Raw genomic sequence first — 23,777 nt, forward strand, 5'->3', positions numbered from 1 at the left:
CATGTTGTTATTAGCCGGATCATCCGGCAAGACGACTACATTGCACCCTTACTGTTAAAAAGAAAATAAACAGCCGCCCGAAACATCGTCTCGAACTGCTGCCTGACATTCGACTTTTATTCCTGCATTCTAGTTTATCGGAAGCGGAATAGCTTAGTCAATATAAATGTATAGAAAGGGATGAAAGTGGAACATATCTGTCCACAACAATCATCCTATTCCGAGATCGTAATGACCGAGGTCACAAAGTGATAGGACTCGTTCTCCAATACCGCCTGCGATAACAGGATTTTATTTCCTTCCGGGCTCCAGGCGAGAGGGTCAGAGGCGTTGTCCATATCCGCCGAGATCTGGAACTGTTCTGCCGACTCCGTGTTGGAGACAAACAGCCCTTTCTCATTGTCATTCTCGGAATTGATGGTGTATGCAATCTTGGAATCATCACCCGACCAGCTTGTGCCGAAAATCTGTGTGCCTCTGGCGAGTGTGGCTTTTTCATTACCTTCCAGATCGGTGAGTACGAGCGCCCGTTTGGTATCCGCCGTTCTTTTCACAATCGCAAGCCTTGTTCCATCATTGGAAGGGATGACCCATTCCACACTTTTCAGCACCTGTTTCACGTCACCCGTCTTCACGTCGTATGCATTCAACTGGCCGTCTTCGCCCGTAATATAATAGATGGTGCCATTCGAAACCTTGATGCTTCGAACATTGAAATTGCCTGTCTCCACCAGCACCTTCGTTGTACCATCCACACTTGCTGAGATGAGATCACCCTTCATATTGGGGAAAACGACATGTTCATTATCCAGCCATGCGCCCTCTTGGATAAATCCATCCTCCTTGCCAGCAGGGGTTGTCTCCCCATTATGCAGGTTCAGGAAGTAGCCTTTTCCCGTATTTTCCTCCGGCTCCCGGTAGAACAGGTACTGACTATCTGTTGACACCAACGGTGCACCCAGGCTAACTTCACTTTCCTTGAGCGGCGTGTCTGTACCTTTGGTTAGATCATACATATATAAGTTATGCGGATATCTTTCCTGGCCTTCAACGTTAACGGGTTTCAGGGATTTGTTCTCCTTGTCGGATACAATCCAGTCGTCACTTAGCCATGCAATTCCGCGCATATTCGGCAATTTATCGATTTTCTCCAGCTTAAAGCTCTGGTACACGGACGTGTTGGTATTATCTTTTACTGTAATGTCGGTGCCCGTTTTCCCACCTTGTGCGTTGCCCCCCGGCTCCGTTGTTCCCCCGCATGCCGCTGTCGTTAACAGGGCGATGGCTCCGAACGTGCCCAAAGCTGCTTGTTTCCAATTCATGATGGTCCCCCCTGGTTTCTCTTGCTATAGACCAAGCATACACATCGCATACTTCCAAAGTTATTCAGACTTGTTTCGAACTTGTAAACTTGAATCAGCCAAAGGGAACATGAGCTGGAACGTCACACCTTCCCCAGCTTCTGGATCGCCCGACAGCAGGGTGATTGTACCTCCCTGTTTTTCAACAAACTGCTTCACGAGAGATAGCCCCAGTCCGGTTCCACCGGTTTTTCTGGCTCTGTCTTTGTTTACGGTGTAAAAGGGTTCAAAAATCTTCTCCCGCGCCTCTGCCGGAATCGACGTACCCGAGTTGTAGATACGAATGATCGCTTGACGCTCCTGCATCCGTAGTTCGCTCTTCACCCGGATCACACCATCCGGAATGTTATATTTGATGGCATTATCCAGCATGTTGATGAAAATATGCATAAGACTCTCCCGGTCGCTACGGATCACCGCCGGTTCAAGATCCAGTTCCATGTTCAGCGCAAACTTCTCCGCTTTCCCACGCATCCGGCCACAGGCATCCTCCAGTAGAGCACTGACCTCTACATCTTCGGCCTGGTTCTCGAAGTCATACTTTTCCAAGGCAGATAAATGTAAGACTTTCTCCACCATCTCGTACAGCCGCTCCGTTTCTTTGCCAATGTTACTCGTCGCATCATCAAGAAGTTGCGGATCATCCTTATACATGTCGAGCAGCTCCACATAAGCTTTGATCGATGTCAGCGGTGTCTTGAACTCATGGCTAATGTTACCGATATATTGTTTCTGCTGCTGTTCCAGCGCCTGAAGTTTCTCAATCGCCAGTTGCAGCTTCTGCTGCTCCGCATGCATGGCTGTGATATTTTGCTGAATGGATGTACTCATATAATAGATGCCCTGCCCCAGCTCGCCCAACTCATCCTTGCGCTTTAAAGGAGACTCCGTAATGTAATTCCCTTCGCGAATGGAATCTGCAGACTTTTTCAGCCGGGTAATCGCGACAGCAAACCGATTGTAGAACAGATACCCCAGAATGAAGCTCAGCGCAACAACCGCAATCCCTGCCCACATAAATAGTTGAAGGATACGGGCATAAAAATCTTGGTAACTCTGGACCGGATACTGTATCCACACGGCACCCATCTGCCCATCCGGACCGTCCAATGGTGCAGCGTAGAGCAAGGTATCCCCTTGTTCATGATAGGCAATTTTATTTTGCAGTGCATAGTTGAGCGTATCCTGAACAATCGCACTCTCCCCGGAGCTGATCGATGAACCGACTTGTTGGCCTTTCATATCATAGAGTGCTATCGGCAAGCCGGTAGAGTTGGCCAGTTCCTGTGCAAGCCTGCGCCCGTTTTGATGTAAAAAGACTTCCTGTTCAAGATGAACGGACTCGGTGTAGTAGGACTGTCGCACATTCAGATTCACCAGCCGTGTCTGCTGTGATAGAATACCTTCAATCTGTGACTGCTGATTGCGTTCAATACCGCGCAGGACCAGTGAACTAAGCACCACCACGGTCAGGATAAGCAATGCCGCCAGAAAAACACTGAACTTCAGCTTGATGCTGACTCTCATATGGCCCCGCCTGGTTCAGGTGCAGATGCTTTGTAGCCGATCCCATATACGGTCTGCAATTTTTGCTGATCCGTATCTCCGATTTTTTTGCGCAAACGCTGAATGTGAATGTCCACGGTCCGTGTGCCACCTGCATATTCCATGCCCCAGACCCGATCCAGCAGATCATCTCTTGTGTACACCCGCTCAGGATTGGACATGAGAATGGTCAGCAGATCGAACTCTTTTGGTGTCAGATCCAGCTTCTCCTCATTCACGGTCACCGTGCGGTGAGCAACATGAATACGCAGTGTGCCATTCACGATGGCCTGATTCTTCGAATCGTCAGGCGGTGGACTGCTTTTCTCAACACGGCGCATGAGTGCTTTTACCCTTGCGAGCAGTTCACGGATCTCGAATGGTTTGGTCATGTAATCATCGGCACCCATTTCCAGGCCAACGATCTTGTCCACGATATCATTTTTGACGGTCAGCAAAATAATACCGATATCCTCGCGGTCCTCCAGCCTGCGGCATACGCCGTATCCATCAAGCCTTGGCATCATCACGTCCAGAATCATGACCTGTGGGTGAAACGATGCGACCTTAACCAAGGCCTCTTCACCGTCACTCGCAGTATCTACTTCATATCCTTCGCGCCGCAGCGCGTAAGCAATGGCACTGACGATGCTTGATTCGTCATCTACCACAAGCACTTTTTTATTCATGGGATTCATCCTCTACGTTACACGAAATATCTTCAAGTGCAGTACCGTCTTCCGATCGCTGTTATCCCCAGATTTTTTGAATCAATTCTCCTAAGAGAAAATCCGGGGATAAAGGGCGTAGCGTATGCTTCCGAAGTAGCTTTTTACAGAAAGCTTTGAACTTCGTTTCTTCAGACTGGCTCTGCACTCTTCGTTTTCGTGTAAAAATTCAGTTCTTTTTTATTTATGTTAGCAAGGTCTATGTTAATTGGCTATGGATGAGTTGCAATTTGTATGACAGGTGCATATCCTCTCAGCTTGGACTTCGCTTTACTTTCTTTATACCCCAAAGGCAACAAAAAGAGCCAACCCGCGATTGGATCAGCCCTTGGTCTATAGATTCCGATTCATGTTACGGTTTAAGCAACAACTTCTTGATCACCTCAGCATTTACTCCTCAAATGACAGATTCAGCGGCTCATCCGACATCTCATACTCTGTCTCCATATGTGTCAGCGGTGTGTTCAGATCAACCTCCTCGAAGCGGAAGCTGTCAACCCACACTTTTCCTTTACCGTTCAAAATAACCCCGAACGAAATGACCGCGCTGCCCTCCGGCACATCAAGCACAATACTATACTGGTTCCATGGCTGCGTACCCGTAATCGGCCGATCATGCATGTTATCAAATTGAAGTACATCATGGACATTATTATCCACACGCATCCATAATCCGCAGAACGCGTCCACACGCTCGGTCTTCACGAATCCCGATAATTTCATCCGCTTGCCTACATACTTGTCCGCTCTGAACTGTTGCATCATCGTTGCGAATTCGTTAGGCTCCATCGGCGTAACGGCCTTCAAATATCCTGAAGCTTTCCCCTGATGCACTTCGGCAGGGTCAATGCCCATCTCATAATTTTGCGGATGACTTCCCGTTAACATCCAACCTGTAATTGTTGACGTCTGATTCATCTGTAATTCTCCTCCTCTGGTTTTTCCTTCGAATAATTTCAGATCGAACAACTTGCGAAAACGTCCTGGTGGCATGCCATATAATTTGCGGAATGCACGGGTGAAGGCTTCCTGACTCTCAAAGCCACATGCCAGCGCGATGTCCAAAATACCCGCATCCGTCAATCGGAGGGTCGTGGACGCCAGACTCATCCGGCGATTGCGTATATAATCCACCACAGTCATACCCACTTCATTACGGAAAACCCGATGATAATGATAGGGTGACAACAACGCCTCGGATGCCACTTCTTCCAGCCCAATCTGCTCATGCAGATGAGTCTCAATATAAAACAAACTTTGCTGAATCATTGCACGGTAACGGCTCAACTGAGGTAAAGCCCCCTTCCATATCCTTACTATACGTGCTTCAGCATAAGGCGTTTTGATCATTTCTGCTACATATCGAGATAACCGTAATTGGAGAATTATTCTCTCATCGGAGTTGGTGTAACTAAGCGTTGGTTACAAGGGCATATATACGCCTCACAAAAACAAAAAAAGAGCCGATCCAGGGACAACATTGCCCCTTGACCGACTCTATACGAAAACTCAACAATCAGACAGCCGGTACCGGCTGTGCGCCAACCTCTTCGTCATCATGCTCCACCAGTTCATGTTTCTCCCAAGCTCTGCTCTTCCAGCGGAAGAACATAATGACCGCACGGGTCCACTCATCCGCCGCAATGGCAAGCCACACACCAGCAAGCCCCAGATGAAGCTGGAATATGAGCAGGTACCCCAGTGGCAGACTCATGCAGACCATGGAGATCAGACCCATGTATACCGGGAACTTCGCATCCCCTGCCGCACGCAGGGAACCAATGATCACAATATTGCAGGTACGCCCGGTTTCGAGCAAAAGACTGAGTAGAATCACTTGAGCCCCCAGCTTGATAATTTCCGGATTATCCGTAAAGATGCTCATCAGCGGCACACGGAAAAAAATGATGATTACATCAATGATGACTGTGGCCAGAAGCGCCCATTTTACACTGTCAAAAACACGTTTGTACGCATCATCTTTGCGTCGCGCACCCACAAGCCGACCTACAATGATCGATGTCCCCATACCAATCGCCATGCTGAACAAGTAGATATAGCTGGAGATGTTACCCGCATACTGCTTGGTTGCCATAGCTTCTGCGCCCAGATAGGTCACATACAGCGTGAACACGAGCTGGCAGGAATGATATACCATGGATTCCATCGCAGACGGAATGCCAATCCGCAGAATTTTGCCAATGAATTTCTTGGACAACTTAATGTAGTATTCGAAATCCACCCGTACCTCGCTCACACGATACAACAACCAGAAGAAGATCAGCAGGCAGATAAACCGACTCCCTACCGTAGAGATGGCTGCACCTTCCACCCCAAGCTTCGGCAGGCCGAAGTGACCAAAGATCAATGCATAGTTACCAACCACGTGAATCACGTTCATGAATACAGCGACGTACATTGTTTCTTTGGTGTAACCATGTGTACGAATCGTCGCAGCCAGGGCATTAATGAGTGCCTGGAGGAAGATCCCGCCACCGACGATATTTATATACGAACGGGCAAAATCATAAATTTCGCCTTGAATATTCAAGAGTGATAACAAATGTCCTCCGAATAGAAGAAAGATTCCGCTCAGGACCAGACCTACGATAAGGTTCAGCGTAATCGCATTACCTGTCACTTGTGCTGCTTCACTTAACTTTTTGGATCCAATATATTGTGCTACTACAATCGCAGCACCATGTCCAATGACTTCCAATACAAGGATAGCGATAGAAATAATCTGATTGGCTGCTCCAACGCCGGAGACCGCATTATCGGATACCGAGCTGAGCATGAGCGTATCCACGCTCCCCATCAACATAAATAAGAAGAGTTCCAGGAAAATAGGCCATGTCAGTCGAATCAGATTCAGATCCTTGGCATCAGAACGAAGGGACTCTTTGGTTGAGGATATTGCTGTCATTTTCTCACCTTTCCCATGTGGGCTTTAATTCTTAGGGTATGTTAGCACAGGTGGTTTGAAAATGCAGTAGTTTTGCGAAAAAAGTTGAAAGTTTTTTGTAATTCCATAAATAGGTATTTTCACTACTTTCATATAGCCTATCTTCCGTACGCTTACCAGAGATTTTAGAAGACAAAAAAGGCCCCTCCCAACTCGCCTTTTAAGCAAGTAATGGAAGGACCTTGGAACCTCAACCTGTTAACCTTTAACTGAACCCGCAGCAATGCCCTCCACGATTCGATTACTCAGGATGAGAAAAGCAATCAGAATCGGCATAATGCTGATCATCAGCGTGGCACCAATGGCTCCCCAATCCGTTGTATATTGACCGATAAAGTTCTGTACCCCCACGGTCAGGGTCTTGTATGAATCCGTACTGATGAACGTATTAACAAAGATGAACTCATTCCAGTTATAGATCATGTTGATGATTGCCGTTGTGGAGATAACCGAAGCTGTCATCGGCAAGATAATCCGAAAGAAAATTCGATGCACGGAGCAACCATCCATCACTGCGGCTTCTTCCACTTCCCGGGGAAGCGCGTAGTAGAATCCGAGTAGAATCATAATGGTAATTGGCATATTAAAGGCAATATAAGACAAGATGACTGACAAAGGATGATCTGTGAGATGAAGCTTCAGGAACAAGCTGAACAGCGGGATCAACGTGGAGTGTACAGGGATCATCAGACCCACCATGAATAGCCCCAGCACCAGCGAACGACCCTTCCAGCGCATACGTGTAATGGCAAAGGTCACCAGACTGGCAAACAGCACGGTGACCACCACCGAGACCACGGTAATCCATACACTGTTGAAGAAGTACAAGCTGATATTTCCCTCTGTCCATACCTTGACATAGTTTTCCCAACGCGGGGTAGCAGGAAGGGAAAAAGGCGCCATGTCGAATACTTCCTGATTATTTTTAAGCGAGAATAACAGCAGCCATACCAAGGGTAAAATTTGCAGCAAAGCTACCAGGGACAAGAGGAAATACAGCAGAACATATCCGAATCTCCTTAACCATGCCGAACCTCGGCTTGTCCCCGGGTAAGTTGGCAATCTAACGGCCGTATCCGTCTTCACCGGGATGGACCTCCTTTCATTTCACTAGGGCGTGTCTGGAAACTCCGAAGGTGGCAGATTTTGCCGAATTTTCGTTCCAAGCAAGGAAATTTTCCGCAGGCGTGCCGGGGCACGTCAAGGGAAAGTGACGCAGCAGGGGGCGAAAAGGCTGTAAAAGATGCACTTCAGCGAGTTTTCAGACACGAACTAGCGTCAGGAATACTGGATCGTATCTTTGGATGCCGTCGCTTTACGAAGCAGCCAGGTAACAAGCAGACAGATCAAGAGCAGGAAGAACCCTACAGCACTACCGTAACCAAAGTCGAAGCTACGGAACGCCTGACGATACATATAGGAGGCCATCACTTCGCTGGAGCCATTCGGTCCGCCATCGGTCATCACGTAGATGAGATCAAAATACTTGAGTGAGCCTACCACAGCCAGTACCACAGTCACCTTGATGACTTCAGTAATTAGCGGCAACTTGATTCGAAAAGCGATCTGCCAAGGGCTTGCCCCATCAATCCGGGCTGCTTCCACCAGAGATTCCGGAATATTTTTGAGGGCCGCATAATAGATCAAAATATAGAAGCCTGCATACTGCCATAGGATCGGTACGAACAGTGCATACAGCACCAGTGATGGCTCCGCCAGCCAAGCTGGCGGATTGCTGAAGCCGATCGCTTCCAGAAAGGTGTTCAGCACACCATTGCTGGGATGATAGATCTTCAGCCATAACTGAGCGATCGCGACCGAAGACAGCAGCATCGGGATCAAATATATTTTGCGGAACAGATTGGCACCCTTAATCTTGCCTGACAGCACCAAAGCAATCATCAGATAACCGATCAGACTCAGCGCAGAGAACAAAGCAAGCAAAAAAGTATGATTCGCACTCTGCCAGAATGTTCCGTCCTGAAGCAGTCTGGCGTAATTATCCAATCCAATAAAGGTCATTGCACCGATCCCGTCCCATTGCATCAACCCATAATACCCGGTGAGCACGATCGGGATGTATACCAAGACCAGCAGCAGAAGCAGTGCAGGAAGCACGTACAACGCAGCAACGAGACGGTTGGACATGACTTTGTCCATCACATTATCCTCCCTTCAAGCGTTCAAACGTGTGTACGTCAATTGCCTTTATCAATCGCAGCCTGATGATTCTTCACAAAGTCCTCCGGTGTAACCGCTTTGCCAAACAACGCCTGAATCATATCCAGATGTGCCTGAGCGGCTGCCGGTTTCATCTGTACGTCTGCAAAGAGCGTAAGGCTGCTGGCCTGATTCAATTCGTTCAGCAGGTCGATGTAGAGCTGTGGCAACTGTACTGCAGCCGTATCCACTTTGGTTGCCGGGATGACGCCTGCCTCAGTCACCGAACTCTCACCCCATTTTTCCACAAAGTATTGCACAAACTTCGCCGCTTCTTCCTTCACTTTGGAATTCTGGGCCACGAACAGCCCTACGCCTGGACCACCTACCCAGCTGTTAATATCGCTCTTGCCATCTTCCATCGTTGGGAATTTGAAAAATCCGATCTTGTCTTTGAATTCCTGTGGGATGTCCGGGTTAGTCGTGAAGTTTGGCAGTTCCCACGTACCCATCAGATACATGGCAGCCTTTTCGTTCATGAATTCGGATTTGCCCTCATCGTTGGACAACCCGTTGAAACCTTTGTTGAAGGCATTCATGTCCACCAGCTTTTGTACCTCGGCAGCAGCTTGAGTCAGAGCAGGATCGTCAAACTTGCCGGAGCCATTGATTGCCTTCTCCAGTGCATCTCCACCTAACCGATTTGCCAGATACATATACCAGAGTGAGCCAGTCCAGCGGTCTTTATTGCCCAGTGCGATCGGAACCTCACCGTTCTCGGTCAGTGTCTTCAGCACACTCAGGAATTCATCGTACGTTGCTGGCGGCTGCAAGTTATATTTCGCAAAAATGGCTTTGTTATAATAAATGGGGGAGATATTTAACTCGATAGGTAGGGCATATGTTTTGCCGTCAATCGCATAGGCTTCTGTTGTGCCAGCTATGAATTTCTCGCCCAGCGAGTCGCTCAGCAGATCATCGACCGGTGCGAACAGGTTCCCCTTCACATAAGGCTCCAGAAAACCAGCAGCCCAAGTTACACCCACATCGGGAAGTTCATTGGATGCAGACAGGATTTTCAATTTGTTCTTGTATTGTTCATTCTCCAGCACTTCCTGCTTGATGGTCACATTCGGATGATCCGTCTGGTACTGCTTGATGATATCGTTGACCAATTTATTTTGCTGTGCAGAACTTCCTGCTGGCCAGAGGTGCATGAATTTGAGGGTTACTTTCCCATCTGTGCCGTTGCTGCCCGTTTCACCCGCTTGATCCGAACTTGAACTGTTACATCCGGATAAAATTACGGCGAGAACCAGCGTCCATGACAGAAGAATGGCCATCGTCTTTTTGCTCATTATTCCAGACCCCCTTGGTTTTTTCGGTTAATGTAACCGCTTTAACCAAATTGTAGCACGGGCCTATTGCCGCTATAAGACCAGAACAATTTGGAAAAACTCCACTTTTTTGAGGTTATTTGTTATCTCGTTCAGATAGGGAATGCCGATATTTGCTTGGACTAAGCCCCTCAAGACTTTTAAATACCGTGATAAAATACTTATCCGTCTGATAACCCACCTGTTCCGCAATCTCCGAAATTGGCATCGTTGTCTGCACAAGCAATTCCTTCGCGCGCTGAATGCGTTTGCGGGTAAGGTATTCACTAAAATTGATGCCGATCTGTTCCTTAAACAAAACACTGAAGTAACTCGAATTGAGATGCAGCAAATCAGCGATTTCACGCATGGTCACATGTTCACCCAGGTGAGTATCCACATAGGTCAAAGCTTCACTGATCTGGCTATTTAGTCTCTGTTCCCCTCGCTCCTTAACATCCAGCAGCTTGGGGTCAACCATTTCTTGCATCGTTTGAATACGTCGCTGTTGTTCCTTGAACTTTAGGGCTTTTTCGACGGTCTGTAGCAATTGTTCCTTATCAATCGGTTTCAACATATACTCCACAACACCCAACTTAATGGCCTGCTGGGCGTATTGAAAATCGGCATGTCCCGACATAATCAGGACAACAGGTTTGTTTGCAAAATGCTGAATGGCTTCAATGAGGGACAAGCCAGAGAATTCCGGCATGCGAACATCCGTTATTAACAGATCTGCCGGCTTTTTCTTGAGCCATTCGACAGCCTCGACGCCACTTTCTGCAGTCTGAATGTGATTTCGTCCTGCTGACCATCCTTCCAATGTTTTACGAATACCCTCTCTTGTACGCGGCTCATCATCCACGATAAGAATCGTTTTGTCATGAATCATATGCACCCTCCGTTCCCATGGGAATCTCAAAGCCAATGACGGTCCCTTCCCCAACCTTACTTGTTAAGGAGAGCTTGCACCGTTCGCCAAGTTGGCTGCCAAAGTAGAGCTTCAGCCGTCGATGTACGTTGATTAGACCTACACCTGTCCCCTTCTTGGACACAGCCGGCCCGCCATGTAAAGCATGAATAACAGATTGAAGTCGTGATTCATCCATACCCGGGCCATCATCCCGAACCTCAATGCGAACCAGATTCTTGTCGGTCGAAGCATCCACATGGATGCTTATCTTTCCAGGTCCCAGTTTACTTTCAATGCCATGGAGGATCGCATTTTCCACCAAGGGCTGTATAAGCAGTTTCGGAATGGGGACCTTACGAACCGCATCGCTCAACTCAATCTCCCATTGCATTCGATCCCCCAACCGCATCTGCATAATGCGAAGATACCGCTCTGCGTGTTCCAACTCGTCGGCAATCGTAACCCACTCATCCTGCTGAGAGCTGGAGATAATGTAACGAAACAATCGGGACATCGCCACAACCATACGTGCCATCTCCTCGTCTCCCTTTTCCTCCAGGGACCAATAGAACGCCTCCAGTGTGTTAAATAGAAAGTGGGGGTTAATCTGAGACTGCAACGCCTTCAACTCCGCCCGGGACTGCATGACTTCCTTCTCATGAACCACACGGGTCAATTCGTTCTGTCTGTAGACCATCTGGTTATACACGTTGTTGAGTTCATTAATCTCCATCGTTGCGCTGACCATTAGATTAGGTCTCATGGCTCCCGGTTGTGCACTGCGCATGGCCCGCATCAGGCGTATAAGCGGACGTGTAATCATCGTGGAGAGAAAGAAGGACATGATCAGGAACAGAACAACACCAATGATTCCCGAAACGAGAAGCGCCGTCCTCAGGATGGATACCCCTTCCGTTGTCTCCTGCAGCGGAGTCAGCACAGCAAGTGTCCATCCCGTTAATTCAGACTTTTGCCGGACGACGATATAGGATTCCTCCCCGTTCTGCACGACGGATTCGCTGTCCAATATGGCTTTTGGATCGAGATTAATCTCCAGATCAGAAGTCACCACCTCGCCTGCACCATCCAAGAGCATGATCGAGTCCTGCGAACCATCTGCCCCATTCGAATCATTGAGTTGAAAGAAACTGCGTTGCATCCGCACCACAATATAGCCTCCATGCTCAAAGGAATGTTCCAGCAGGTTAATGCGCCGAATAGCCAGAAGCACACCCGGATCTTCAGGGTCAGCGCCTGCCCATACCAGTCTGCCTTTGCCTTCGTCCGCCAGGCTGATCCAGTTGCGCTCCACTCTGAGATCGAGGGATCGGTCATCCATGGGAAAGATGCGGTTATAACCCGTAGTGTATATCTCCATACTCTGCGCGCCATTGATGAAAGACTGATAGCTGCCCGCAATCTGCAAGAGAGCTTGACGCTGATTAAAGGTGGCCGGGTTGCCTTGTTTCTCATCGCTGAGCAGACGCTGCACGTATGAATCATCCGCCACCTGAGCGGTCAGCGAATTCACTTGTGCAATGAGTGCATCCAATCTGCCACTGGCCTGGACGGCAGTTTGATGAATATGTTTCTCTGCATTGCTTTTCAGCAAAGCAGCTACCCGATCATAGGCCGATATGCCTGCGAACAACAGAACAACAAGCATCACCATAACAAAACCAATAAAGATTTGATTCCGAAGAGAGTTAAAATGTCCTTTTTTCCCGTGCAACTGCCCCATTCTCCTCTCTTTTTTGGCATGTAAAAGAACCCACCACCTTACGCCCGTGCTCTTGAAGACTGGGTACAAACGATGCCGGATTTATCTACGTATTCAGTTTTTCTTATTAAAGCGCTTGCAAAAAAAGAAACCAGAATCCCCTCTTCTTATCGTCTTTGTTTATCGATTAAACTAACGACTAAAAAATAGCATAGTTTTACAGGTTAATCAATCCTTTTGACAGTTCCCAAACGTCAAATGACAAGGATCGAAAAAAAGAGAGGGGACTCTTAGAGTCCACTCTCTTGGTTCATATTCCTTCACACATAATCTTTTCTTTAGCACATCTTCGGTTATTTTACAGACCCTTGTGTAACCCCGTTGATGATCCACTTCTGTGCAAACAGGTAGATGATAATCATCGGCAGCAACGCGAGCAGGTAGGATGCAAACGCAAGGTTAAACTCGGTATTGAACTGCCCTTGGAATACATACTGTACAAGCGGCAATGTGTACTGTCCCGGATCACTGATAATAATGAGTGGCAGCAAGAAGTCGTTGTACGTGGACAGACAGGTCAGAATACCAACCGTGGCACTGATTGGCGCCATGAGCGGGAAAATGATTTTCCAGAATGTGCCCCAGGTTGTTGCCCCATCCACAAACGCCGCTTCCTCCAGCGCTACCGGAATGGACCGGATGTATCCAACGTACACAAATACGTTAAATGCCAGGCCATATACCGTGTGCAGCAGGATCAGACCTACCAGATTTGTCATCTCCAGCGATGCGGTCAGTTTAACAATCGGCAGCATGATGATCGGGAACGGAATGAACATCGCGCTGACGAAGTAATAATAGAGTCCTTTGAAAAACTTGCGCTTCTCCATATTTCTCGCAATCGCATAGGCCACCATAGAGTTACTAAGTAACGTCAAAAGCACGGTTGAGGCGGTAACGATCGCACTGTTACGGAACGATTGGAAGAAGTTTGTCATGTCGATGGCTCTTGCGAAATTCTCCCAGTGAAACGTTGTCGGAAGGGCAAAGACCGATTGGGCCATCTGCTCCGGATTTTTCAAAGCAATCGTAACTGTCATATACAAAGGGAACAGGATAAACAGGGTACCCAGCACCACGAGCAGCATAACGAGCCAATTGATTCGTGTACGGCTTCTCATTACAGATCCATCTCCCTTCTTTGCAGGAACCGGATTTGCAGAATTGAAATCACCGCAATAACGATGAAGTAAATAACCGAGTTCGCAGATTGATATGCATATTCGCCGCCTTCAAATCCTCCGGTGTAGATCAGATGGGAGATGGACTGCGTCGCCCGTCCGGGACCACCGTTGGTCAAGGCTACGATTTGGTCGAAGACCATAAGTGAATTTTTCATTGCCAGCACCATATTAATGGTGAAGAACGGGGCAATAAGCGGGAAGGTAATACTCCAGAATTCACGCCATTTGCCTGCACCGTCGAGGTTGGATGCCTCGTACAGTGTCGTTGGTATCGTTTGCAGACCAGCCAAATACAGAATCGTATTCAGGGCCACGGATTGCCATACGGCAACAATGACGATACCGATCCAAGCCAGACTCTCGCTGCCGAGTATGTTCGTGGATAGCGCGTTGATGCCCAGATTTTGTCCCCAGATCGGGAATACGTTGGAGAACAGGTAGTTAAATATGTAACCTACAATCAGTACACTCAGAATATTGGGCAGGAAGTAGATGCCGCGGAAAAAGTTACGGAACTTAATCTTGGCATTCAGCCCGAGTGCAATGAGCAGGCTCAGAATATTGGTCAGGATCGTCACCACGATCGCGAATTTGAACGTAAACCAGTAGGCGTTACCTACATTGTCGTCCTGGAACAAGTTGAAATAGTTTTTGAAGCCAACAAAATCATACTCTTTCCCGAATCCATTATAATTCGTAAATGAATAATAGATGCCCTGGAGGGCCGGCAGTGTCATAAATACAAAGAACAATATAACCGCCGGAACCGTCATCCAGTAATAAGGTGCGATACGCTTGTTCATACTCCATCCTCCTTCAGACAAGGCTTAGCGCCGATTGGCAACCTTGTCCCATTCTTTGTCGAGTGTATCTAGATAGTTGTCGATGTTTTGGTTCTGCAAAAAGGACTGTACGATGGAATTCAGCTGCACCGCAGCCGGAATATAGTGATCGGGAAAGTCAATAACCTTGCCCTGCTCGATATAAGGCATCAATTCCTGTACCGCAGGATCATCCTGCTTCACATCTTCGACCGCAGAGAACAGCGTCTGTTCGTCAATGTATCTTCCGATATTTTCAGGCTTCAGCAGAAAAGCAATAAACGTCTCTGCCTGCTCGCGATTAGGTGTGTCCGCTGCAATCGTAAATAGGGAGTCGATCCCGTTCACCAGCTTGATCTTGCTTGCATCATTGCCCGTTGGGAACGGGAAGAAACCGATCTCAATATTCGGGTTTGCTTTGCGAATCTCGGAGATGGCCCAGGTTCCCTGGATGTACATGAAGGCTTCACCGTTAGCGAAAGCACGGTTACCGTCTGAATAGGCTTTACCAAAGTTATCGCCGTGACCGTACTTCATGAGCTCCAGCTGCTTCTCAGCTACCTCGCGGTACTTCTCCTTGAACGTAACTTTGTTATCGCGCCGTTCCTGATAGAAATCAATGCCGACCAGGTTGGAGGCAAGTGCATTGAACGGCAGGCTTGTCTGCCAGTCATCCTTGTATGTGAAATAAAATGGAATTTCGCCCGCATCCTTAATCTTTTGGGCAGTCGCGATTAGTTCATCCCACGTCTTGGGCACGTCCAAGCCCATTTCCTTAAACAGCGTCTTGTTGTACATGATGCCGTTTGCATTCGTCGCGTAAGGAATACCCGTCACTTCGTCCATACCTGTGAGATCCTTAAGCATTTGTATGTAGTTTGGATCAATCGTCTGGAGCAGTGAACTGTCCGTCAGATTGGTGAAAATATCACTCTGGGCCAGAATGGAATAGGTGTCGGTTGCCCCCATGGCCATAATGTCCGGGATATCATTTTTGACAACACGTGTCTTCAATACGGTCTCCGCATCTGGCGGATTCACCTGTGTCACCTGAATATCGTCATGCTCGGCATTAAACGTTTTGATCAATTCGTCAAAGGTTGTTTTGGCTTCAGGCTTGTTCTGGAAAAATTCAATCTGCACTTTGCCATTCGCGCTATCTCCACTGGTACAGGAAGATAAAAGTACAGCCATCATTCCGCATAGCAACATTGTCCCGAGAGCCTTGGTAAGCGTTGTTCTCATGTTGTACCTCCCTCAGCTTTAAAAATTGAACTAATGTGATTTACACGGTGTCACTCCGATTGCAGTACCATCTTCCGATCGTTGTTATCCCCAGATTTTTTTGATTTCCTTCCTCAAAGGGAAAATCCGGTGATAAACACGCACGCTTCGCTTCTTCAGATTGGTTCTGCACTCTCCGTGTTCGTGTATATCTTAGTTTCACTTTATATACGTAAAGATTTACCCATTCAGGTGGTGAAATAACCATTTGGTTAATCCTTCCACAAACTCATACTATGAGCGTTGGCTATACAAGCCTTTATTATTCCTAAAACGATTTCGGTAAAAATGAATCAAGGCATTTCTTCCCACGATTCGAATTGGGCATAACAAAAAGGACATTGGAAGATATCCAATGTCCCTCATTTATTAAGCTTATATTCACCCACTGTAACGCTTTTATCCATGTTACGAACGTTCTGCTTTCGGCAAAGCATTGCGTAAACGTTTGGCCCGATAACTCTGATATGCACGAATCAACATGCCAATGATAATCATGACAACACCGATGTTAATTGCGACATCAGCGAGATTCAAAATCCCGCGTCCTGACGGAAATACGAGGAAATCCGTTACCCGGGCATAGATAAATCGATCGATCGCATTTCCTAAAGCCCCTCCGACCATAAAACCCGCGCCAGCTTGCATCCAGAAACCGCGAATCTCACCTTTACTCCGGTAATACAGCATGCCTGCTATGAACAGAACAGCAATCGCACCGAACAAACGCGCATTCCCCTGAAACATGCTGCCCGCCATTCCACTGTTCTCGTAATGCTGTAACTGCATGCCCGAGTTACCCAGTCTCATGACGTCGCCAACCTCCATATACATCCTCACTGCAATCTTGGTCCCCTGATCCACTAAAGTCACCAGCAGTGCTACAAAATAAAACAGCATCGTGCTTCTCCTCCTGCCTACTGAGCGCTAACTTATTTTAACTTTAAGAGTTTTGTATATTAGGTTACCTTCACTTTAACACAGCTGATGTACGGTCTCCAAATGAGCCATCCCCAGCCATACATATAGCGTCCAGTAACATGGTCCAGTCGCACTTGGAAGGTACTGTCCCCATTCATGTCGAATGTAGACATCAATCATATATGTAAAGGGGATGCCTGTAATTTGAACCTCACCATGATCGAAAAATTAAAGGAAATGAAACAGGAAGAATTAGAATTGGTATTTGCCACATTTGGTTCTGAAACGGCGCTTAACCTTGGCCTGCATCTGGTTGAAGAAGCGAAGCGTCGTTCACAGGCCGTGACCATCGACATTACCCTGAAGGGACATCGTCTCTTTTTGCATGCGATGGAAGGAACTCATCCCGACAACGAGGACTGGATTCGACGTAAAAACAACGTGGTGAATCATTTTTCCTCCAGTTCTTGGCATACCGCCCTGCGTTTGAGAAACGAGAACCAGACCCTTGAGCACAACTTCAATCTGCCTTCATCGGACTATGTACTGGCTGGTGGCGCTTTCCCGCTGATTCTCGAAAATGAGGGACAGGTCGGCACCATTACGGTATCGGGTCTGCCTGATGAGGAAGACCATGATCTGGTCACGACAGGAATTCGCTCGTTTTTGTTGCAGCAAGGGTAGATTAAGCGCGCCAAAAAATCCGCACCTGATAAGGTACGGATTTTCTTCTTTTTCCTGCAGTTTAATTACTGCGTTTATTGAATCGCTGAGAGAACATCGAGCAACATGGATTTGAACTTCGGCCGATCAATGGCTTCACAGACACGTACATTCGGCTCTTTGCCAAAACGTCCGTTGATATCAACCACACTGTATCCGCGTGTCAATTCTCCTGCCGCTTCTACATCCACATAATATTGACCCGACTTGGTCATGATGGATTCATCCGCGGCTACAGCCATCAGCAACGTATCGGGATGAGTGGTGCCATTGAGTTTATGTACCGACTTGTTGAACTGCATAACCACTTTGTTAATGGCTGTAAAGAAATCGGCACCCGATGTACCGAGAGCGGCAATCTCTGCATGGTCGTCATCATCCATCACTGAATATTGCGTGCACATCTCCCAGCCAACCATTGTGATCGGAATGGCCGCATGCAGTACAATTTTCGCTGCTTCCGGGTCTACGTAGAAGTTATACTCCGCCGCCGGGGTGATATTGCCCAGTGCATTATTCGTTCCGCCCATGATGTACAGGTGAGCAATCTCCGGAATAATCGTGGGGTCTTTCTGAATCGCCATGGCAATATTGGTCAGCGGTGCAATTGCCAGCAGTTCAATTTCACCTGGATGTGCGTGCACCTTCTCAATGATAAAATCAACCGCATGCCCGCTCTCGGGACGCTGGTCCGCCTTCGGGAAATGCGCGCCGCCCATACCGTCATCGCCATGCACGTCTTCCACTGTACGGTGCTGAGCTTTACCGTAGGCCATTAGCGGTCGCTCGCATCCTTTATACACAGGCACCTTGCCGCCATGTCCAGCAACCTGTACCGTGTACAAAGCATTTTCAACCTCTTGGTCGAATTGTACGTTACCGCCCGTAATGGTGATGCCTTCCACCTGAAAGTGATGCAATGCCGTCAGGATCGCAATCGTATCGTCTCCTGCTGTATCTGTATCGATGATGACTCTTCTCATGATGCCGCGCCCCTTCTTCCGTTTATATAGTACATTCTATAAAACACTATGTCTTATTTTACATTAAAAATGTACCGATGACGATGGAAACGCCGATGATAATTGAACGCAGCAGCTGCGCTACCGCCATATTTCCTCGTGCGATTTCATCGCAAACTCGCATTTTGGGCGTGAGGAAGTCAAATATAATATAGACCAGGCACAGCAAAATAATTCCAAACGCCGACCACAGCAGCATATCCAACCACGAATGCGTTGAGAAAGATACCATGCCCACAATAATACACAGTCCCAACAATTTGCTGCCCATGTACATGCCCGCCGCTTCGTTTCCTTTCGCGATCTCTTCACTATCGTTATACCGGGTCAATTTGCTAAAAGCGAAATATCCACATACCAATACCACTAGCAAAATGCCTATACCCACCACAACATTCAGCAAGTTCAATCCCAAGTTCTCCATTCCTTCTTCTCCTCCTCATCATTCATCCGTTCACGAACCGCAGCCGCGCAATAATAGGCCATATCTCCGGTTACTTTCTCCCCAACCCGTGGCAGCACTCCAGCCAAACGCCCACCGATAACAAATACCCCTGTAAGCAGATAACCGCTGTACGCTCCATTTTCCGTCTCAATCACGACCTGCTCCATCGGAACCAGCTGCTGATAGATTTTGGGCTGATTTTCGTAATAAGCTGTAATCTCTTCATCCTCGTCTGTTGTCGCAGTTGCACGATTGGATTCCAGCGTCTCGTTAAGAGGATGCTCCATATCCTGCTTTCCAAAGGCATTGTTCGTTCCTCCATCCAGCAAAAGAGTTCCTCTGCCTTCGCGCCCCCAATAGCTTTTGGCTACATATGGCATGGCGTTCAGATCGAAGGGTTCAGCTGAAAAATAGGTTGGCAGCAGATATCGGGAAATGACGTCCATCTCTGTATCATCAAAGAGGGTAAACCCGCAATATTCCGGGGTTTGCTCATTACGCTCGTAGAGCGACCAGATCGCTGCCATGAAGCCTTTGCTCTGCATCAGCACATGCTGAACGGGATTCATCAGGCCTAGCCGTCCTTCCCGTACAAGTTCAAGTAACGCAGCGCCAATGTCCACGCCTGTCGTCTCATCCCGATCATCGATCAGATATTCCAGTGGATAGAGGCGGTAGAGCAGATTAATCTCCCGACCTTTATGGTAAAGCGCCTCTCCCGGAACAATCTCCAGTTCATCAAGTGGAGCATAGAAAACCTCGTATCCCGCTTCCTGACATCGTCTCATCAGGTATTCCGTATTTGTTCGATCTTCGACATGTTCACCAAAAGAAGTGAACGTCACCGGACCCTGCAATCCTTGCTCTGCATAGAATTCCAGCCATATCTTGAAACACGCCTGAATACGTGCATCCATCTCGGCAGATGGTGCAGTCAACGCGGCAGGCTCAGCAAGACCGACCAGGATATTTTCCAATGCAGCAGCCTCCGGTATGCCCGTTGGAGTGTCCGTATTATTTTCAATACACTTGGGCCCAGCTTCTCCGATAATCCAGTCCTGACGGGTAATGCCTCCAGTCACCATCTCCATGCGTGCCGCCGGGATAATCCCGGGATGGATACCCAGCTGATGCTCCAAAAAGGAATCCGGCATATATTGCTGGATAAATCGCATCACTTTACAGTAAATGCCGTCTACCGCCTCGGCTGCGGTACGCAGCTCTTCTACCTCCGAGGGAGAATAGACCGTCAATGCAGGCACGCAATATTGCTTCCCGTACATTCGATGGTATGGAATCTGTTGTTCCGTTTCGCCCTGAAATACTTCTTCGTGACTAAACGGCAGTTGAACCACTTGTCTCATCCGGTTATCCTCCCGAACTGCGGAAGAAGCTACCGAAGCCGCTTGATTTGGACTTGGATTTGCTATAGGAGCTGTTACTGTCCTTGTTGCTTCGATACGACGACCCACCGTAGTAATAGTGTCCACTGCTGGAATCATATTCACATCCGGTATCATACTCCGGGTCACATTCATCATTGTTGCTGCCACAACCGGATAACACGGCAGGAACCGCCAGCATTAGGGAGAAAGCAACCAGCTTTGCTTTTGATCCGGGTTTCGATGCTTGCCCCCGCTCTTGGTCACTCATTACAGATCCACCTCTTTCATATAAAACAACACTTTCTTGCGATCCGCATCCAGCACGGAATACAGGAACTCATATGTCTTGCCACTGCGAACCATGTAATGGTCCAGCAGTTGCTCGGCAAGCTCCATCGTATAGGTGGATGACGCTGTGAGTTCCAACTCCTGAAACGAACTTCCATTCCACAGCATATACTCTGCACTATACATGGAAGACATTTTGCACATGGCCAGCGCAGCATCCGCAATGGCTGCACCGTACTCGTCCGGCATCTGTTGCTCATACGCCGTTACGTATACCGCATGTTCCCGCCCATCCTGGCATTCATTGGACAGATGCGCCCAGAGTTTATTTTTTACCAAGGTAGCATCCACCAGTTTGCGCATGAACAGTTCATCTCGTGTGACTGATGTCTGTTCCAGCACCCCCGTCTCCGCCTGTCGATCATCCGACCAAGTCCGATACGTCAATGAATAATAGATACCGATAACCTCCCTTTTTGCGAGCTCTTAGGTGAGCCGTTTCAATTCATACAAACGTATTTAACGCATGTGAAGGTAAAAAGTTCCACTAGTGAATCAATTTCACAATACCTTTAGCTGCTTCAATCAAGTTGACGATGCTACATTCGTGCTTTAACGCTCTCTTGGCTAACACAAAACGTATGGTATTTAACCCCGGTCAAAAAGGCCGGAAATGATTCTCCGACCTCGCTTGTTCCATCTTATGCTCATGCCATTCTGACTTATAACTCAGCCCACTGCGCCAATATATCATTATATTCAGCGGACAATTGCTCGCGATCATTCCAGATTTGTTCCAGTTCAACCGGATTGTTCTGCACCGTTTCCAGCTGTTGATCCAGTGCCTGAATCTGTGCCTCAAGACGAGCCAACGTCTGTTCCAGTTTCTCCGCAGACGGTTGGTTGCCACTACCACTTCTATGTTTCGATACAGTTGATGCCGAAGAGGACATCGCCTTACCTGATTCAGTAGAAGCTTCATGATCTCGACTTCCATCGGGAGCCGCAACAGTGGACCCGTTCAATGCCGAGGTTGCTTCTGATTCCTTCCCTGATCTGGCAGTTCCGCCGGGAGCAGACGTTAAACCTGACTTCATCTCTGACTTGGCGTTCCCACGAGAAGAAACTCCCACTCCTGCTGTAGCCTGAGTTGTCGCCGCCGCACGAGCTTGCAGTTCAAGCTTCTTCTCCCGATATGCCTCATAGTCTCCCAGATAAGCGGTCATCTGACCGTCCTCCAGTTCCCAGACACGGGAGGCGAGGCGATTGACGAAGTACCGATCATGTGAGATAGCAAGTACGGTTCCTTCAAAATCAACCAGCGACTCTTCCAGCGCTTCTCTGGATGCGATATCCAGATGGTTGGTTGGCTCATCGAGCAGCAGTACATTGGGTTTGCGTTGCACCAGCAGAGCCAAACGCAGGCGCGTCCATTCCCCGCCGGATAACTGTCCCACTGAGCGGAATACATCCGCTCCATAGAACAGGTATCGAGCCAGAATCCCGCGTGCTTCGCCTTCCTCCACGCCCGCTTCCAGACGGAAGTATTCAAGCACATTCAGCTTCGGATTCGTAGGTTCCTCCTGTTGAGCCAGATACCCTACATCCACGCGTGCACCCCACTCCAGCTTGCCCGTATTGGGTTGCTCGTCTCCAAGCAACAGCTTGAACAGGGTCGTCTTGCCGGAACCATTGCGGCCAATGAGTGCAATTTTATCCCCATATTCCAACAGACCCGAGATTCCGCGCAGGATTTCGCGCTCACCATAGCTCTTCTCGACCTGTTCCAATACCGCTACCCGTTTGCCCGTTCGATCCGTAGGACGAACATCGAACTCGGCATTGCGGCGCTCCAGCACAGGACGCTTCACCTGTTCCATCCGCTCGATTGCTTTACGCATCGAAGCCGCCCGTCTGAAGAACTTTTCATTCCCACCAATTCGGCCCCATTCCTCCAGTTGGCGGATCGTTTCTTTCATTTTTTTGATCACCTTCTGCTGCTCCTTGAACTCCTCGAATTGCTGCAACAGCCGTTGTTCCTTCACTTTCATATATTCCGTATAACCGCCAGCAGACGTTTCCGCTTCTCCATCCTCCAGCTCCAGTGTTCGATTCACTACCCGATCGAGAAAATACCGATCATGCGAGATCAGGACAATGGTGCCGGGATATTCACGTAAAAATCCTTCCAGCCACTCGACCCGCTCCAGATCAAGATGGTTCGTTGGCTCATCCAGCAATAACAGATCAGGTCTTACGATTAGCTGCGAGGCCAGCACCACCCGAGTCTGCTCCCCACCGGACAAGGAACCGAAGTGCCAACCATAGTGTGCCTTGGCGATATCCAAACCGTCCGCCACCTGATCGATCCGGGCATCCATTTCGTATCCACCCTCACGCTCGAACTGGTCTTGCAGTGCCGCATAACGTTTCAACAAGCGCTCCAATTGATTAGGGTCTGCTGCACATGCTGGATCGGACATCTGCTGCTCCATTTCCTTCATTTGCGTGCGACATATCATAAGCTCCTTGAATCCAAGACTCAGTACATCCAGTACGGTATGTTCATCCAATCCTTCTGGAACCTGAGCCACATATCCCATTCGTGTATCTTTCTTGATCATCAATTGCCCTTCATCCGGCTTGTTCAGTCTTGCCATCAGGCGCATAAGTGTGGTCTTGCCGCTTCCGTTACGGCCGATCAGGGCGACCTTGTCACCTTCCATAATTTCAAACGTAATGCCATCCAGCACCAGATGTGCTCCGTGGTATTGAGTCAGTTGTTGCGCGCTAATCATCATCATAATAAGGTTCCTCCTATGGTATGGAAGATCCTGACCGCAACACAAAAAGAGCCGCAGGAGGTTAGCTCCGCG

At 48.3% G+C, this 23,777-nt stretch carries 21 protein-coding genes; 1 reads left to right on the forward strand and 20 read right to left on the reverse strand.

Going from position 1 to position 23,777, the window contains the following annotated elements; translation table 11 throughout:
* Positions 1-215: 215 nt before the first annotated feature.
* From MHB85_RS29460 to lspA, 14 genes are all read right to left on the reverse strand, one after another.
* On the reverse strand, positions 216-1,322 hold the full coding sequence (locus tag MHB85_RS29460) for a TolB family protein (protein WP_341074104.1): 1,107 nt from the start codon (positions 1,320-1,322) through the stop codon (positions 216-218).
* 60 nt (positions 1,323-1,382) lie between these two features.
* Positions 1,383-2,888 (reverse strand): sensor histidine kinase, encoded by a 1,506-nt coding sequence (locus tag MHB85_RS29465; RefSeq protein WP_341074105.1) that lies wholly within the window; start codon positions 2,886-2,888, stop codon positions 1,383-1,385.
* Positions 2,885-3,595, reverse strand: a complete 711-nt coding sequence (locus tag MHB85_RS29470; RefSeq protein WP_076216802.1) for a response regulator transcription factor — start codon at positions 3,593-3,595, stop codon at positions 2,885-2,887. Before MHB85_RS29470 ends, MHB85_RS29465 begins: the two co-directional genes overlap by 4 nt.
* A 429-nt stretch (positions 3,596-4,024) precedes the next feature.
* Positions 4,025-4,921, reverse strand: coding sequence for a helix-turn-helix transcriptional regulator (locus MHB85_RS29475; RefSeq protein ID WP_341074106.1), 897 nt, complete (start codon positions 4,919-4,921; stop codon positions 4,025-4,027).
* A gap of 229 nt (positions 4,922-5,150) precedes the next feature.
* Positions 5,151-6,560: an MATE family efflux transporter gene (locus MHB85_RS29480; RefSeq protein ID WP_091012600.1), complete on the reverse strand. Its 1,410-nt coding sequence runs from the start codon at positions 6,558-6,560 to the stop codon at positions 5,151-5,153.
* Positions 6,561-6,797: 237 nt separating this feature from the next.
* On the reverse strand, positions 6,798-7,661 hold the full coding sequence (locus MHB85_RS29485) for a carbohydrate ABC transporter permease (RefSeq protein WP_210109477.1): 864 nt from the start codon (positions 7,659-7,661) through the stop codon (positions 6,798-6,800).
* A 216-nt stretch (positions 7,662-7,877) separates the two neighbouring features.
* Positions 7,878-8,759 carry a carbohydrate ABC transporter permease gene (locus tag MHB85_RS29490; protein WP_036606643.1) on the reverse strand — a complete coding sequence of 294 codons (882 nt, stop codon included), beginning with the start codon at positions 8,757-8,759 and terminating at the stop codon, positions 7,878-7,880.
* A gap of 38 nt (positions 8,760-8,797) precedes the next feature.
* Positions 8,798-10,117: an extracellular solute-binding protein gene (locus tag MHB85_RS29495; RefSeq protein ID WP_341074107.1), complete on the reverse strand. Its 1,320-nt coding sequence runs from the start codon at positions 10,115-10,117 to the stop codon at positions 8,798-8,800.
* Positions 10,118-10,232: 115 nt separating this feature from the next.
* Entirely contained in the window at positions 10,233-11,027 is a 795-nt protein-coding gene (locus tag MHB85_RS29500) for a response regulator transcription factor (RefSeq protein WP_341074109.1), read from the reverse strand.
* The gene (locus tag MHB85_RS29505) at positions 11,017-12,780 is read right to left on the reverse strand and encodes a cache domain-containing sensor histidine kinase (RefSeq protein ID WP_105600347.1); all 1,764 of its coding nucleotides are present in this window, start codon (positions 12,778-12,780) and stop codon (positions 11,017-11,019) included. The genes MHB85_RS29500 and MHB85_RS29505 overlap by 11 nt, the downstream gene beginning before the upstream one ends.
* A gap of 341 nt (positions 12,781-13,121) precedes the next feature.
* Positions 13,122-13,949: a carbohydrate ABC transporter permease gene (locus MHB85_RS29510; RefSeq protein ID WP_210109338.1), complete on the reverse strand. Its 828-nt coding sequence runs from the start codon at positions 13,947-13,949 to the stop codon at positions 13,122-13,124.
* A complete protein-coding gene (locus MHB85_RS29515) occupies positions 13,949-14,815 on the reverse strand; it encodes a carbohydrate ABC transporter permease (protein ID WP_091012591.1) in 867 nt (288 codons plus the stop codon). Before MHB85_RS29515 ends, MHB85_RS29510 begins: the two co-directional genes overlap by 1 nt.
* 24 nt (positions 14,816-14,839) lie before the next feature.
* A complete protein-coding gene (locus MHB85_RS29520; protein ID WP_374954418.1) occupies positions 14,840-16,030 on the reverse strand; it encodes an ABC transporter substrate-binding protein in 1,191 nt (396 codons plus the stop codon).
* Between the two features lie 495 nt (positions 16,031-16,525).
* Entirely contained in the window at positions 16,526-17,017 is a 492-nt protein-coding gene (lspA, locus tag MHB85_RS29525) for a signal peptidase II (RefSeq protein ID WP_091012590.1), read from the reverse strand.
* A 237-nt stretch (positions 17,018-17,254) separates the two neighbouring features.
* Here lspA and MHB85_RS29530 point away from each other — a divergent pair, with 237 nt between their 5' ends.
* A complete protein-coding gene (locus MHB85_RS29530; protein WP_105600665.1) occupies positions 17,255-17,722 on the forward strand; it encodes a heme-degrading domain-containing protein in 468 nt (155 codons plus the stop codon).
* Positions 17,723-17,796: 74 nt separating this feature from the next.
* Here MHB85_RS29530 and MHB85_RS29535 read toward each other — a convergent pair whose 3' ends face one another.
* The 6 genes from MHB85_RS29535 to abc-f all read right to left on the reverse strand — a co-directional run bounded on the left by MHB85_RS29535 (position 17,797) and on the right by abc-f (position 23,705).
* On the reverse strand, positions 17,797-18,744 hold the full coding sequence (locus MHB85_RS29535; RefSeq protein WP_341074111.1) for a nucleoside hydrolase: 948 nt from the start codon (positions 18,742-18,744) through the stop codon (positions 17,797-17,799).
* 58 nt (positions 18,745-18,802) lie between these two features.
* Positions 18,803-19,207 (reverse strand): DUF350 domain-containing protein, encoded by a 405-nt coding sequence (locus tag MHB85_RS29540; RefSeq protein ID WP_091012588.1) that lies wholly within the window; start codon positions 19,205-19,207, stop codon positions 18,803-18,805.
* On the reverse strand, positions 19,189-20,592 hold the full coding sequence (locus MHB85_RS29545; protein ID WP_192135168.1) for a glutathionylspermidine synthase family protein: 1,404 nt from the start codon (positions 20,590-20,592) through the stop codon (positions 19,189-19,191). The genes MHB85_RS29540 and MHB85_RS29545 overlap by 19 nt, the downstream gene beginning before the upstream one ends.
* A 4-nt stretch (positions 20,593-20,596) precedes the next feature.
* Positions 20,597-20,881 (reverse strand): hypothetical protein, encoded by a 285-nt coding sequence (locus MHB85_RS29550; RefSeq protein WP_036671603.1) that lies wholly within the window; start codon positions 20,879-20,881, stop codon positions 20,597-20,599.
* Positions 20,881-21,348, reverse strand: a complete 468-nt coding sequence (locus MHB85_RS29555) for a hypothetical protein (RefSeq protein ID WP_091012585.1) — start codon at positions 21,346-21,348, stop codon at positions 20,881-20,883. The genes MHB85_RS29550 and MHB85_RS29555 overlap by 1 nt, the downstream gene beginning before the upstream one ends.
* Before the next feature lie 275 nt (positions 21,349-21,623).
* Complete coding sequence (gene abc-f / locus MHB85_RS29560) at positions 21,624-23,705, reverse strand: ribosomal protection-like ABC-F family protein (RefSeq protein WP_341074112.1); 2,082 nt, start codon at positions 23,703-23,705, stop codon at positions 21,624-21,626.
* Positions 23,706-23,777: the final 72 nt, after the last annotated feature.

The organism is Paenibacillus sp. FSL K6-4396 (genome assembly GCF_038002525.1).
Lineage (GTDB): Bacteria > Bacillota > Bacilli > Paenibacillales > Paenibacillaceae > Paenibacillus > Paenibacillus amylolyticus_B.

Bases quoted from the DNA above. Each gene is read 5' to 3' on its own strand.
- MHB85_RS29460 (WP_341074104.1), bottom strand. From the start codon at position 1,322: ATGAATTGGAAACAAGCAGCTTTGGGCACGTTCGGAGCCATCGCCCTG.
- MHB85_RS29465 (WP_341074105.1), bottom strand. From the start codon at position 2,888: ATGAGAGTCAGCATCAAGCTGAAGTTCAGTGTTTTTCTGGCGGCATTG.
- MHB85_RS29470 (WP_076216802.1), bottom strand. From the start codon at position 3,595: ATGAATAAAAAAGTGCTTGTGGTAGATGACGAATCAAGCATCGTCAGT.
- MHB85_RS29480 (WP_091012600.1), bottom strand. From the start codon at position 6,560: ATGACAGCAATATCCTCAACCAAAGAGTCCCTTCGTTCTGATGCCAAG.
- MHB85_RS29490 (WP_036606643.1), bottom strand. From the start codon at position 8,759: ATGGACAAAGTCATGTCCAACCGTCTCGTTGCTGCGTTGTACGTGCTT.
- MHB85_RS29495 (WP_341074107.1), bottom strand. From the start codon at position 10,117: ATGAGCAAAAAGACGATGGCCATTCTTCTGTCATGGACGCTGGTTCTC.
- MHB85_RS29500 (WP_341074109.1), bottom strand. From the start codon at position 11,027: ATGATTCATGACAAAACGATTCTTATCGTGGATGATGAGCCGCGTACA.
- MHB85_RS29510 (WP_210109338.1), bottom strand. From the start codon at position 13,949: ATGAGAAGCCGTACACGAATCAATTGGCTCGTTATGCTGCTCGTGGTG.
- MHB85_RS29515 (WP_091012591.1), bottom strand. From the start codon at position 14,815: ATGAACAAGCGTATCGCACCTTATTACTGGATGACGGTTCCGGCGGTT.
- MHB85_RS29520 (WP_374954418.1), bottom strand. From the start codon at position 16,030: ATGATGGCTGTACTTTTATCTTCCTGTACCAGTGGAGATAGCGCGAAT.
- lspA (WP_091012590.1), bottom strand. From the start codon at position 17,017: ATGCTGTTTTATTTTGTAGCACTGCTGGTGACTTTAGTGGATCAGGGG.
- MHB85_RS29530 (WP_105600665.1), top strand. From the start codon at position 17,255: ATGATCGAAAAATTAAAGGAAATGAAACAGGAAGAATTAGAATTGGTA.
- MHB85_RS29535 (WP_341074111.1), bottom strand. From the start codon at position 18,744: ATGAGAAGAGTCATCATCGATACAGATACAGCAGGAGACGATACGATT.
- MHB85_RS29540 (WP_091012588.1), bottom strand. From the start codon at position 19,207: ATGGAGAACTTGGGATTGAACTTGCTGAATGTTGTGGTGGGTATAGGC.
- MHB85_RS29545 (WP_192135168.1), bottom strand. From the start codon at position 20,592: ATGAGACAAGTGGTTCAACTGCCGTTTAGTCACGAAGAAGTATTTCAG.
- MHB85_RS29550 (WP_036671603.1), bottom strand. From the start codon at position 20,881: ATGAGTGACCAAGAGCGGGGGCAAGCATCGAAACCCGGATCAAAAGCA.
- abc-f (WP_341074112.1), bottom strand. From the start codon at position 23,705: ATGATGATGATTAGCGCGCAACAACTGACTCAATACCACGGAGCACAT.